Origin of the sequence: Halomonas sp. CH40, from assembly GCA_041875495.1 — a bacterium.
GTDB lineage: Bacteria > Pseudomonadota > Gammaproteobacteria > Pseudomonadales > Halomonadaceae > Vreelandella.
In genome coordinates, this window is record CP112982.1 from 2260060 (window position 1) to 2273634 (window position 13575).

Annotated in this window: 12 protein-coding genes; 2 read left to right on the forward strand and 10 right to left on the reverse strand. The window is 54.3% G+C overall.

What is annotated here, in order from left to right; genetic code table 11:
- Positions 1-8 precede the first annotated feature (8 nt).
- Entirely contained in the window at positions 9-665 is a 657-nt protein-coding gene (locus tag OR573_10440) for a LysE family translocator (protein ID XGA78927.1), read from the reverse strand.
- Positions 666-880: 215 nt separating this feature from the next.
- On the opposite strand from OR573_10440, the gene OR573_10445 reads away from it, so the two are divergent.
- Positions 881-1084 carry a cold-shock protein gene (locus OR573_10445; GenBank protein XGA78928.1) on the forward strand — a complete coding sequence of 68 codons (204 nt, stop codon included), beginning with the start codon at positions 881-883 and terminating at the stop codon, positions 1082-1084.
- 109 nt (positions 1085-1193) lie between these two features.
- Here the strand turns inward: OR573_10445 and OR573_10450 are convergent, their stop codons facing one another.
- The 4 genes from OR573_10450 to OR573_10465 form a co-directional block, all read right to left on the reverse strand.
- Positions 1194-2039, reverse strand: a complete 846-nt coding sequence (locus OR573_10450; protein XGA78929.1) for a hypothetical protein — start codon at positions 2037-2039, stop codon at positions 1194-1196.
- A 43-nt stretch (positions 2040-2082) separates the two neighbouring features.
- Positions 2083-3078: a lipid kinase YegS gene (yegS, locus tag OR573_10455; GenBank protein ID XGA78930.1), complete on the reverse strand. Its 996-nt coding sequence runs from the start codon at positions 3076-3078 to the stop codon at positions 2083-2085.
- Between the two features lie 42 nt (positions 3079-3120).
- Positions 3121-5751 carry an aminopeptidase N gene (gene pepN / locus OR573_10460; GenBank protein XGA78931.1) on the reverse strand — a complete coding sequence of 877 codons (2631 nt, stop codon included), beginning with the start codon at positions 5749-5751 and terminating at the stop codon, positions 3121-3123.
- Between the two features lie 80 nt (positions 5752-5831).
- Positions 5832-6317, reverse strand: coding sequence for a YajQ family cyclic di-GMP-binding protein (locus tag OR573_10465; protein XGA78932.1), 486 nt, complete (start codon positions 6315-6317; stop codon positions 5832-5834).
- A 288-nt stretch (positions 6318-6605) separates the two neighbouring features.
- Here OR573_10465 and cobO point away from each other — a divergent pair, with 288 nt between their 5' ends.
- A complete protein-coding gene (cobO, locus tag OR573_10470) occupies positions 6606-7205 on the forward strand; it encodes a cob(I)yrinic acid a,c-diamide adenosyltransferase (protein ID XGA78933.1) in 600 nt (199 codons plus the stop codon).
- A 65-nt stretch (positions 7206-7270) separates the two neighbouring features.
- On the opposite strand, the gene OR573_10475 is transcribed toward cobO, so the two are convergent.
- The 5 genes from OR573_10475 to hflX form a co-directional block, all read right to left on the reverse strand.
- Positions 7271-8566: an adenylosuccinate synthase gene (locus OR573_10475; protein ID XGA78934.1), complete on the reverse strand. Its 1296-nt coding sequence runs from the start codon at positions 8564-8566 to the stop codon at positions 7271-7273.
- Entirely contained in the window at positions 8566-9759 is a 1194-nt protein-coding gene (locus OR573_10480; GenBank protein ID XGA78935.1) for an ATP phosphoribosyltransferase regulatory subunit, read from the reverse strand. Before OR573_10480 ends, OR573_10475 begins: the two co-directional genes overlap by 1 nt.
- Before the next feature lie 201 nt (positions 9760-9960).
- The gene (hflC, locus tag OR573_10485) at positions 9961-10848 is read right to left on the reverse strand and encodes a protease modulator HflC (protein XGA78936.1); all 888 of its coding nucleotides are present in this window, start codon (positions 10846-10848) and stop codon (positions 9961-9963) included.
- Complete coding sequence (hflK, locus tag OR573_10490; protein XGA78937.1) at positions 10849-12096, reverse strand: FtsH protease activity modulator HflK; 1248 nt, start codon at positions 12094-12096, stop codon at positions 10849-10851.
- A gap of 148 nt (positions 12097-12244) precedes the next feature.
- Entirely contained in the window at positions 12245-13555 is a 1311-nt protein-coding gene (gene hflX / locus OR573_10495; protein XGA78938.1) for a GTPase HflX, read from the reverse strand.
- Between the last annotated feature and the right edge of the window lie 20 nt (positions 13556-13575).

Consider the following 13575-nt stretch of genomic DNA (forward strand, 5'->3'; position numbering starts at 1 on the left):
CTGCTCCGTCAGACAGGCCTTTGCTCCATGGCCAGCTTGATGCCAAAAGCCACCAGGACACTGCCTGTCAGACCATTAAGCGCCCGGGCAAAGCGAGCGCTAGCCAACCATTGGCTGGCGCCCCCTATCATCAGAGCAACGCTGATCTGCCAGGCATTGGCAATCATGAAGTGGATACCCGCCAGCCATAAGGATTTGGCCAAGGCGGGGTCGCCGGGGGCAATAAACTGGGGCAGAAAAGCCATATAAAACACTATCGTCTTGGGGTTGAGCACATTGGACAAAAGGCCTTCCTTGGCGGGTTGCCAGCGCCCTACAGACTTGGTGCCATGCAAGACGCCCTCAACCTGCAACCCCTGACCGCGCCATGCGGCTTTCAGGCTGGCCACCCCCAGCCATACCAGGTAGGCCGCTCCCAGCATTTTAAGGGCATGAAAGGCCCAGGCCGACTGAAGCAAAATGAGTGAGATCCCCAGCGCCGAAATAGTGGCGTGGACAAACAGGCCGCTACAGATTGCCAGACTGGTAACAACTCCGTCCTTGACGCCACCGCGGGCGGTGTTACGAATCACCAGCAAAGTATCCACGCCCGGGCTGATTGAAAGTAGCGTTACCGCTATCAGAAATGCCCAGAACTGACCATCAACAAACTCCCAGACTGGCATTGGCCCCTCTCTTGCATAAAGAAAATACTCGACGTTTGATCGAGAATATAAATGATAGGTGCCCAAGATAGCCTATTTACTTATCTTAAGCAGAGTTGAAATATTAAAAAAATCATCTTTATTTCACTGGACGTGCATGCGCAGAACATCTACATTGTCAATGTGAGCAGGAGATGCCTGCTTGCAATATCATTAAGCATGTAAGGAAATTGATAATGGCAACTGGTACTGTCAAGTGGTTTAACGATACAAAAGGTTTCGGCTTCATCTCTCCTGATGACGGCGGCGACGATCTTTTTGCCCACTTCTCTGAAATTCAGGCTGAAGGCTTCAAATCCCTTCAAGACGGTCAAAAGGTTTCTTTTGACGTCACGCAAGGCAAGAAGGGCCTTCAGGCCTCCAATATTCGTCCTGCTTAATAGCAAACGTTTATTGAACTATCACTGACCGCATTGTCACGATAGTTATTAAAAAGGCCCACAGATTTATCTGTGGGCCTTCTCGTTGGAAGGCATTTCCAACTAACCGCTATTCGCTTGCTGATTCTTCGTCTTCCTGACCAGCGCTGCCCTCACTCATGCTGTCCTCGGTGGCCTCACTGGAATCTGACCCGTCACTTCCCTGCTGTTCCTTTAGTTCATTGAACTGATTTTCAAGCTCCTGCTGGGCTTCTTCGAAACGCCGCTCGGTATCATCAATAAATTCCTGAACGTTCTCAGCCGCCTGGCTTTCTCCTTGCTCAAGACTCTCCATCATGCTGTCTGAAGAGGCTTCATCTGAGGTTGCGTTCAGTTCGGCTTCCACTTCATCAGCAATAGCCTCAACCTTTTCGTCAGCTTCATCAGCCAGCGAGTCTATATCTGAACCGAATTCGCTATCCGCTTCGTCAAGCTGATCTTCAGCCTCTTGCAGCGTATCGCTTGTCTGTGAGCGAGCTTCTTCAAACTGCTGATCCAACGCTTCCTGGGCTTCATCAAAACGCTGTTCCGTGGCATTGATCACCTCATCAACGTCTGAGGACGTCACTTCACCAGGCAAGGCAGAATCTTCATCAATCACAGACTCGGGATCAGTTGTCAGCGTTTCCTCATCGGCGGCAACGTCTTCCCCACCGGACTCAACCGGCTCTTCGGATACGTCTTCCGCCTGTTGTTCTACGGATGCTTCCTCAGCAGAGGCATCTTCAGTCTGCTCAGCTGACACTTCATCAGCAGCAGTTTCCTGCTCGGCGGCGGTATTATCCTGCTGCTCTACCTGTTCACTCGCGGTGGTGCTTTCATCTGTAGCCGTGCTTTCAGATTCCGTACTGTCGCCGCAGGCGCTTAACAGAAGTGAAACAGCTATCAGGGTGGGAAGCCAAAAACGGTTTGCCATCTGCGTATTCTCCATATCATCAAATTAATCGCTATGTATTCCTTTAAGGCGCCAGCAGGGCTGAATCGGCTCGCATGGCGACCGACAGTGCCAGTGGCTCAACTTCTGCTGAAAAAGCCTCAAAATGACGTGCCTCACCATCCAGTGTCAACGGCCAGCAAGCCTCCATGGGCTGACTTGTCACCGTGATTTTGCGGGTTGCAAAGTAACTCACAAATTCTCCCTCAGCGGGAAACGACTTTAATTCTTCCATTAACCGGGGCAGTTTGGCCATGCTGCTAAAATCACGCACCATCAGGACATCAAGGTAGCCATCGTTCAACCTTGCCCTGGGGGCTAACAGCTGCCCACCCCCAGACTGGCGTCCATTACCCAACCCTAGCAGCAGCAAGGACGTTTCAACCTCTCCTGCCCCCCAGTTGAGGGTACCCTGATAGCTGCGATGTCGCCACGCCTTGGCTGCCCCCATGATCGAGTAGGCCCCACCCCCCAACAGACGTTTCAACCGCTTGGGCGTGGAAGAGGTCACTTCAGCACCAAAACCGCCCGTCAGCATGTTGACATAGTACTGATTGACATAACGCTGGTTAACAGAGCCTTGGGTGCCTTCGTTCTGGGCCGTAAAGTGGGCTTTTGACTGAGTAGCATTGATCAGCACCACATCAATTGCCTGTGGGTCATACTCGCAGACTGCCTCCAGCGCCTGCTGCGGCGCCAGCGGCAAGCCTATCGAACGGGCAAAATCATTGGCACTTCCCAGCGGCACAACCCCCATTACCGGGCGCTGTTCTCTGGGTAGGCGCATCAAGCCGTTGACGACCTCATTAACGGTTCCATCGCCGCCCCCGGCGATCACATGAGTAAAGCCTTCCTGCCCCGCCTGATGGGTAAACACGGTTGCGTCACCCTCTTCCCAGGTGACGCGCACGGTGAGATCCATTCCGGCTTTGCGCTGCTGATAGACAGCGTTGCGCAGTGCAAGTTCACCTGATGACTTACCGTTGACGATCAAGAGGTAACGAGGAGCAGGCTGACTCAATATGATTTCCTTTATCCGGCTATTGTTGGCGTCCTGATCAATCTAGGCCAGAGCCTTCTCAACGACCTCATAGACATTGGCTGAAAGCGGTTCTTGCTGAATGCGTAACAAGGCCTCTTTCATCAAGGCCTGACGCGTCTCATCAAAACGCTGCCAGCGAGTCAGAGGTGTCACCAGGCGCGCAGCAATTTCAGGATTCAGACGATTCAGCTCAATCACCACATCGGCCAACAGGCGGTAGCCCTCACCGTCAATTCGGTGGAAGTTGACCCGGTTCTGGGTAAAGGCACCAATCAGGGCGCGTACCCGATTGGGATTTTTTAGCGAGAAGGCGGGGTGCTGCATCAGATATTTGACCCGCTCCAGCGCATCTTCCTGAGGTCTTGTGACCTGTACGCTAAACCACTGATCCATCACCAGAGGATCATGTGCCCACTTCTCGCCAAACGCCTTCAATGTCGGGCTCGCCAGATCGTCACGGGAACTATGCACCAGCAGCATCAAGGCATGGCGTACATCGGTCATATTGTGAGCCGCCTCAAACTGCTGCTGGCAAAGCGCAATCGCTTCGGCATCTTCAATCGCCATCAGGTAGGCAAGTGCTACGTTTTTGAGGCTACGCTGGCCAATCTGCTGGGGCGTCGGCGCATAGGGCTCTGCACTGATGTTGGCCTGATAGACAGCCAGCAGCTCATCACGCAGCGCAAAGGCCAGTGACTGCCTGACAAACTCACGCGCCGCATGAATAGCATCCACATCCACCAGCGGCTGCTGCTCGGCAATATAGGCTTCGGACGGCAATGCCAGCATCTCAGCCAGAACCGCCTTATCGTCGGTGTGAGTGGTCAGCAACAGGCGATAGGCGTCGGTGACCCGGCTATCCATGACCTTTTCAACCCCGTTGCGGTGAGCCGCAATCAGGTCATCCAGTGCCAACATGGCAAGGCGCTGACCAGCATCCCAACGGTTGAAGCCATCGCTGTCATGAGTCAGCAGAAAGGCCAGCTCTTCGCGTGAATAGGGGAACTGCAGCTTCACCGGTGCAGAGAAGTTGCGCAGCAGAGACGGCACAGGGGCCTCAGCCACATCGGTAAACACAAAGGTCTGTTCAGCTTCGCGCAAGTGAATAACGCTATCCTTGCCGTGCTTTTCACCGTCCAGCGTCAGGGTCAGATCCTGGCCGGACTTAGTGCCGACAAGCCCCATTCTGACCGGAATATGCAAGGGTTGTTTGTCAGTCTGGCCTGGCGTTGCTGGCGTTCGCTGGCGCAGGGTCAGATGGTACTCGGCATGGGCGTAATCATATTCACCGTGAGCGTCGATTTCCGGCGTACCTGCCTGATCATACCAGCACATGAACTGGCCAAGATCCAGATGGGAAACTTCAGCCATACAGGCAACAAAATCTTCGATAGTCACCGCTTGGCCATCAAAGCGTTCAAAGTACAGATCACTACCCTGACGGAAAGTGTCCCATCCGACCAGATTGCACAGCATACGAACGATTTCAGCACCCTTTTCGTAAATCGTCAGGGTGTAGAAGTTGGTAATTTCAATGTAGTGGTCAGGCCTGACAGGATGAGCGCTCGGCCCCGCATCTTCAGCAAACTGGGCGGTACGGTAAAAGGACACATCCTGAATACGCTTGACCGGCGCTGAGTTGGTATCCGCCGAAAAACATTGGTCGCGAAAAACCGTAAAGCCTTCCTTGAGAGACAGCTGAAACCAGTCACGGCAGGTCACCCGATTACCTGACCAGTTATGGAAATACTCATGGGCCACAATGCCTTCCACCTGCTGAAAGGCCGCATCGGTGGCGGTATCCGGGTGGGTCAGCACTGCAGCAGAGTTAAAAATATTCAGGCCTTTATTTTCCATGGCCCCCATATTGAAGTCGTTGACCGCCACGATCATGAACAGATCCAGATCATACTCGCGACCATAGGTCGTTTCATCCCAGGCCATGGCACGCTTGAGCGAGGCCATGGCGTGGTCAGTCTTGCTGAGGTTTTCTTCTTCCACCCATAGCTGCAGGGTCACCTCGCGCCCATTCATGGTGGTGAAGTGATCTTCAACCTTGCGCAAATCTCCCGCCACCAGGGCAAACAGATAGCAAGGCTTGGGGTGAGGGTCTTCCCAGGTAACAAAGTGGCGCCCACCTTCAAGCGCGCCCTCTTCCACCGGGTTGCCGTTGGCCAACAGCACGGGTTCCTGGTCTTGGTTACCGATCACGGTCACCCGGAAGGTCGCCATCACATCGGGGCGATCAGGATAAAAGGTGATCCGCCGGAATCCCTGCGCTTCACACTGGGTGCAATACATGCCATTTGACTGGTAAAGCCCCTCAAGCGCCGTGTTTTGCTCAGGGGCAATCATCACCTCACTGTCGAGTACAAAGGCAGCCGGTACCGTGTTGATCACCAGCCCGTGGTTATCAACCCGGTATTCATGCTCTCCCAGCGGCTGACCGTCGATCGCCAGCGCTTCAAGAGTGAGCTTTTCACCTTCAAGCACCAAGGGGGTCGTACGGGTTGCTTCTGGGTGGCGCTCTATCGACAGGCGCGCTCGAACGCGAGTATGGGAAGGGTCAAGATCAAAGGTCAGCTCGGTATGGGTCACCCGGTAGGCAGGCGGCTGATAGTCGCTGAGGTAAACCGGCTGGGGTTCGGACATGATGCATGACTCCTGATGCTATGAAAGCCGTTGAAATAATGAAGGGAAGGCAAGCGCCTTCGCTGTCCATGGCGCTGGGTTTAATCGCGGAAGTTGTCAAACTGCAAGGGTAAATCCGGCCCTTCTTCGCTGCGCAAAAGCGCCATGATACCTTGCAGGTCATCGCGCTTTTTGCCGGTCACGCGCACCTTTTCGCCCTGAATCTGGGCCTGCACCTTGGCTTTGGTGGCCTTGATGCGCTTGACGATATCCTTGGCATCGGCAGCTTCCAGCCCCTGTTTGAGCTTAACCGTCTGGCGTGCTTTGACACCTGACAACTCAGGGTCTTCAGGTTCCATGCAGCGCGCATCAATACCGCGGGCAATCAACCGATTGCGCAATACATCAAGCATCTGCTTGAGCTGGAAATCAACTTCCGCTTCCAGCGTTACGCTTTCTCCTTCCAGTGTAAAGCTGGCATCAACGCCCTTGAAATCAAAGCGTGACTGGACTTCGCGGTTGGCTTGATCCACTGCATTAGTGGCTTCGTGCTGATCAAACTCAGAGACAATATCAAATGAAGGCATGGTGTATTCCTGATTTAAGATAGTTTTCCATTCTAGAGCAGCAACCCTGTTCACGGCCAACGCTAAGGCCATTTTGACTGGTCTAGCATTGTCAAAGCCGTTGACTGGTCGGCGAAAAATCCACAAGGCTTCTACATCAGGCGTATTTATTACCAAGAAACCTATACACAAATTGTTGCTGCGGATTCCCTTGGCCATCATCAATCAGGCATACTAGCGCTACTCAATTTTGATCATCAATTCCCAAGAGCAGGCGCAAGCCGCCGTTACTTGGCAAAGAGGAGTTTCATGAGCGATCGCGATTCACGTCACAAGGCGTCGATGGAGAAACTAAAAGCCCATGTCGACGAAAAAGTCGCCAATGCGACCGAGCAGCGCGGACTTTTGCTGATCAATACTGGCAATGGCAAAGGCAAGACCACTGCCGCCTGGGGCACCGTTACACGTGCGCTGGGCTATGGTTACCGCGTTGGTGTCGTACAGTTTATCAAAGGGCTTTGGGAATGCGGTGAACGCAATCGCCTGGAAGACGACAGCAACCTGGAAGTCGCCATCATGGCAACGGGCTTTACCTGGGACACCCAAAACCGCGAAGAAGACACTCGTGCCTGCAAAGAAGTGTGGCAATCAGCCGCCAAAATGCTGGCAGATCCTGACGTCTATCTGGTGGTACTGGATGAAATCACCTATATGCTGAAATTCGGCTATCTAGATATCGAAACGGTCAAGCAGGCGCTGGAAAACCGCCCCCACGAACAGACCGTCGTGATCACCGGACGCAACGCCCACCGTGAACTGATTGACATGGCCGATACGGTGACTGAAATGCAGGAAGTCCGCCACGCTTTCAATAACGGCATCCAGGCCCGTCGCGGTATTGATTACTGAACCATTGAGGCAGCCGTAAAATCAAAAAGGCGCCAGTGGGCGCCTTTTTGCTGTTCAAGCCATTTTCAGCCATCAAACGGATTGCGCAATACAATCGTTTCGATACGGTCAGGCCCAGTCGAAATAATATCAATGCTGGTGCCCACCTGCTCTTCAAGAAAGCTGATGTAGGAACGCGCATTGGCAGGCAGATCTTCCACCCGCTTCACTCCCAGGGTGGACTCTTTCCAGCCCGGCAGATCTTCATAAAGCGGCTCAACCGCTTCATAGCCTTCTGAATCGACCGGCGTATCCAGAACATCGCCGTCCTTGCTGCGATAGCCCACGCAGACGCGGATATTTTCAAGGCCGTCAAGCACATCCAGCTTGGTCAGGCAGATGCCCGACACCGAGTTGATCTGCACCGCATGGCGCAGGGCAACCGCATCAAACCAGCCGCAGCGCCGCGGACGCCCCGTGGTAGCCCCAAATTCATGGCCCCTTTCAGCCAGATGACGACCGTGGTCATCAAACAGCTCGGTCGGGAATGGCCCCGAACCCACCCGGGTGGTGTACGCCTTGGTGATACCCAGCACGTAATCCAGATACAGCGGGCCAACGCCAGAACCTGTTGCGGTGCCGCCTGCCGTGGTGTTGGAGCTGGTCACAAAGGGATAGGTGCCATGGTCAATATCCAGCAGCGAGCCTTGCGCGCCCTCAAACAGGATATTGTCACCCTGACGGCGCAGAGCATGTACCAGGCCTACGGTATCGCTGACCATGGGGCGCAGCTCTTCGGCCATACGCATGGCGTCATCAAGCACTTCCTGGAAATCAACGGCTTCTTCACCGTGATAGCGAGTCAGCACGAAGTTGTGATAGTCGAGCACTTCACCCAGCTTGGAAGCAAAACGCTCACGGTGCAGCATATCACCCAGGCGCAAGCCGCGACGTGCCACCTTATCCTCGTAGGCCGGCCCGATACCACGCCCTGTAGTGCCAATTTTGGCGATACCACGGGCTTTTTCACGCGCCTGATCCAGACGAACGTGGTAAGGCAGAATCAGCGGGCAGGCTGGCGACAGCCGCAGGCGCTTGCGTACCGGTACATCTTTGGCCTCAAGCTCAAGAATTTCCTTGAGCAGCGCTTCCGGTGAAAGCACAACGCCGTTGCCGATGACGCAGGTTTTGTCCTGACGCAGAATCCCCGAGGGAATCAGGTGCAGAACCGTCTTTTCGCCATCAATCACCAGGGTATGGCCAGCGTTATGACCGCCCTGAAAGCGCACTACCGCTGACGCCGATTCAGTCAAAAGATCGACGATCTTGCCTTTACCTTCATCACCCCACTGGGTGCCTAGTACTACGACATTCTTACCCATTATGCTCTCGTCTCATCTGCCAGCGTCGTTGGCTGCCAACGACCATCAATTAACTCAAGATGGCGGTCGCATGAATGCGCCGCCGGCCCGGTGTCCTGCCCAGGCAGCGCCTGAATAACCCTTTCGCCATGCTCACGCAGCGTTGCAATTGCCTGATTCAGTGCTTCATCTTCCTGCGCCGGTGCCCAGATAGCACCCTTGGCGGCTGCAGCGGGTGCCAGGGAAGCCAACTGTTTAAGATCCATGGAAAACCCTGTAGCTGGCCGTGCCCGCCCAAAGGCCCGGCCAGTATCATCATAGCGCCCACCCTTGGCCAGCGCCTTGCCGTAACCCGGCGCATAGGCAGCAAACATCATGCCGGTGTGGTACTGATAGCCACGCAGCTCGGCCAGATCCAGATATAGGTCAACATCATAGCGAACACGAATACCTTCATACAGCGCTCTCAATTCATCCAGAGCAGCGCTCACACTCGGCGGTGCCCCAGCAAACAGATGACGCGCCTGATCCAGCACCGAAATATCACCATGCAGTTCAACCAGCGCATTGAACATGCTGGCCAATGCCGGGTCCTTAACGCTGGCATTTACATGCTCAGCCAGCATCCCAGGGGATTTCAGCGCCAGGGCATCAAAGATGGCCGCTTCCTGATCATCATCAAGTCCGGCAGCTTCCACCAGGCTACGGTAGATGCCGATATGGCCAAGCGCCAGATGAATTTCGTCAGCACCCGCTGCCGTCAGGCTGGAAATCGCCAGATGAATGATTTCACTATCAGCTTCAAGGCCTGCATGCCCAAACAGTTCAACCCCCACCTGAACAGGGCTTCGGCCGCCCTGATTCTGGTCGGCCTGGGCACGTAGCACATTGGTGCAATAGCACAGCCTGACCGGCCCCTGGCGGCGCATTGAATGGGCATCCATGCGCGCGACCTGAGGGGTGACGTCAGCGGTGGCGCCCATCATGCGGCCAGTCAACTGGTCTGTCAGCTTGAAGGTCTGTAGATCAAGATCTGTCCCTGTACCAGTCAGCAGGGAATCCAGAAACTCAACTGGAGGCGGCATTACCAGATCGTAACCCCAACAGTAATAGAGATCCAAAAGGGTACGGCGCAGCTCTTCCATGCGGCTTGCCTGAGGCGGAAGCACCTCATCCATGCCGTCGGGCAATAGCCAGCGGTCAGCAATGGTCATGTCAACAATCCTGCGAGACGACAGTGAAGGCCCAACAATGTAATGACTCAGATCACCATGTTAAGACCACAAGGTATGGACCACAAAAAAACCGGGCGACGCCCGGTTGCTAGGTCAACAGATGTAAAAGTCTATCACGTTTCGTTTATGGGTGAACCCCACCAAGGCAGCAGGGTTACCCGAAACGCATAGGTTATTGCTTCATTCCTCGGCAGAGGAAGGCATGGCACTACGCAGATACTGGAAGAACTCGCTATCCGGCTCCAGCACCAGGAGGTTTTCGCTGTCAGCGAAGCTCTCACGGTAGGCATTCAGGCTGCGCCAGAAGGAGAAGAACTCAGCATCCTGGCTATACGCTTCAGAGAACACTCTGGCCGCTTCCGCATCACCTTCACCGCGTAACGTTTCAGAACGCTCGTTGGCCTGGGCGATCAGTACCGTACGGCGGCGGTCGGCGTTGGCGCGAATCCGCTCAGCCTCTTCCTGACCTTGGGCGCGCCATTCACGAGCTTCACGCTCACGCTCGGAGCGCATCCGGTCAAATACCGCTGCAGATACATCCTGTGGCAGATCGATACGCTTGATACGAATGTCACGAATCGCGACACCCAGTTCGTCGCGCATCAACCTGTCAAGCTCTTCCGTTGGCCCTGTCATCAGGTCATCACGCCGCTCGGAAATGATTTCCTGCAGGTTCAAACGGCCAAATTCATTACGCAGGCTTTCATCGACGCGGGGCTGAATCAAGCGGATGGCCATTAATTCATCGCCCGCCGTTGCCTCATAATAGCGAGTTGGATTAACCACCTGCCATATCACGTAGGAGTCAACAATAACTGCTTTCTGTTCAAGCGTAAGATAGCGGCTGGTATCCGTGTCCAGCATCAGCAGACGGGTATTGAACTTACGAATTGTCTGAGTGATCGGCACCTTGACGTGCAGACCCGGCTGGATATTTTCTTCAACCACTTCACCAAAGCGAAGCTTTACAGCACGCTGCGTTTCGTCGACGACATAAAGGCTGTTACTGGCCAACCAAGCAACGGCGGCTAAACCGCCGACGATCAGCAGGGATCGATTATTAATCATTTAGCGGCCCTCCCTGCGAATAGAGCTATTACTGGAGTTGGATGATGAACTGCTGCTCTGACCGCTGCTCATGCGTTCCAGCACGCGCGGATCAAGTTCTTCATCGTTATTGCTGCTTGAAGACGAATTGCTGTTACCGCGCATCTGATCCAGCGGCAAATACATCAGGGGGGCATTCTCACTGACGTCCAGCAGCACCTTCGGTGTTCCACCAAAGACATCCTCGATGGCATCCAGGTACATGCGCTCACGCATGATGTCTGGCGAGTTACGGTATTCAACCAGCAGGGAATTAAAGCGGTTGGCCTGACCCTGGGCTTCTGCCACCACTGATTCACGATAACCCTGACCTTGCTCAACAATCCGCTGAGCCTGACCCTGAGCTTCCGGAATAATCGCGTTGGCGTAGGCAATGCCCTGGTTGATAATCCGCTGTCGGTCTTCACGAGCGCGGATAACATCATCGAAAGCATCGATGACCGGCTCTGGCGCCGACGTGGACTCGATGTTGATCGTCTGTAGACGAATACCAGCATTGTAAGAATCCAGGTAGGACTGCAAGCGGCTGGATACCGAGCTGCCCAGAATCTCGCGACCTGAGGTTAGAATATCGATCATGTCAGTCCCGCCCACCACGTGACGAAGCGACGAATCGAGGGCATTTTCGATCGACAGGTTCGGGTCACGCAGGTTGAGGACGAAATCACTCGGGTTGGAAACCTGGTACTGAGCCGAAATTTCCACTTCAACGATGTTTTCGTCACGGGTCAGCATGGACTGCGTCTGGGTCAAGGAGCGAACCCGTGTGACGTTAACCATACGCACGTCATCAATCAGTGGCGGATTCCACTGTAGACCCGGCGTGACGACTTCCTGGAATTTACCAAAACGCAGTACGACACCGCGTTCAGACTGGTCAACCAGATAGAAGCCGGAAGCTGCCCAGATGGCCAGACCGACGACAATCAGCAGGCCAGGCAGTGCAAAGGTGTTGCGCGGCTTGTTACCGCCACCGCCTTGGCCGCTGCCACCTTTCTTCTTGCCACCACCGCCCAACATGGTGTTGAGCTTATCCTGAAACTTTTTCAGTGCTTCATCCAGATCAGGCGGGCCCTGGTTGTTTCCACCACCGTTATTCCCACCGTTATTACCGTTCTCAGGCCCCTTGTTGCCACCATTGCCACCGCGGCGGCCGCCGCTGCTCCAAGGGTCGTGCTGGTTACCACCACCAGGCTCATTCCAGGCCATACGTTTTCTCCGCTAAGGTGTCCTACTAAATAATACTGATTGATGCGGCTACAAGAACGACTGATAAAAATTGCTGTTTGACGTCGCTGTAAAATATCATCCAGATAAACTTATACCATTCTAATACAAATGATAAAAGATGTTGTACTCACCATTCCACAGATGTCTGTAATGAAGTAGGTAGATAAGTATCCGCGCGTTCGCCAGTCTGCGCCATTAACTGGTTGAAATCACGCCTTGGCAAACGGATGTCCAGTACAGAGCGTCCCTGTTCATCAAAATATTCTTTCTGCACCGCATTCAGGTCGTGAAGCCCAGCTCTCAACCGTCCCTGTTCCGGGTCAAGCGTCAAAGAAAAACTGATGACATCAACCGCCAAACGCTCACTCAAGGCCTGCTCTAGTAGCTCAAGCCCCTGACGCGTCTGGGCCGACAGCCAGACAACCTCCGGCACACCCTGACCATCGCGCTCAATCCTCGGGGCGCTGTCCAGCTGGTCAATCTTGTTCATTACCTTAAGCATGGGAACATCGTCAGCGCCAATTTCTTTCAGAACGCTGTTGACCTGCTCCACATTCAGGTCACGGTCAGGATCGGCAGCGTCGATCACATGCACCAGCAATGAGGCTTCAGCGGCTTCCTGCAGGGTTGCCTGAAACGCTTCAACCAGCTTGTGCGGCAGGTGACGAATAAAGCCTACCGTATCTGCCATCACCACCGGCCCCACATCGTCAATTTCCAGACGCCGCAGCGTCGGGTCAAGGGTGGCAAATAGTTGATCCGCTGCATAGACATGAGCGTCTGTCAGTGCATTAAAAAGCGTTGACTTGCCCGCATTGGTGTATCCCACCAGCGAGACACTATGAATCTCGGCCCGTGAACGGGCACGACGGTTCTGCTCGCGCTGGCTGCGCACCTTATCAAGGCGCTTATGAATTGACTTGATGCGTCCACGCAGCAGGCGACGGTCGGTTTCAAGCTGGGTTTCACCTGGGCCACGCAGACCAATACCGCCTTTCTGGCGTTCAAGGTGCGTCCAACCACGCACCAGGCGTGTCGACATGTATTCAAGCTGGGCTAGCTCAACCTGCAGCTTACCTTCGTGGGTACGTGCACGCTGGGCAAAAATATCCAGAATAAGCCCAGTGCGATCAAGGACACGGCATTTAAGTTCATGTTCAAGATTACGCTGCTGGGAAGGACTTAAACCATGATTGAAAATCACCAGTTCAGCCTGGTGAGCGGCGAGCATTGCCCGCAGCTCATCAAGCTTGCCTGAACCGATAAAGGTGCGCGAGTCCGGTCGGCTTCGGCTGGCTGTCAGCAGTGTTGCCGCTTCTGCTCCAGCAGAACGCACAAGTTCCAGGAATTCACCGGCGTCTTCGCGTGCCTGGTCATCATGAAAATCAACATGAACAAGAACTGCCGTTTCACCGGCATCTGGGCGCTCAAAAAACAATCAATACCTCATAGATTGGC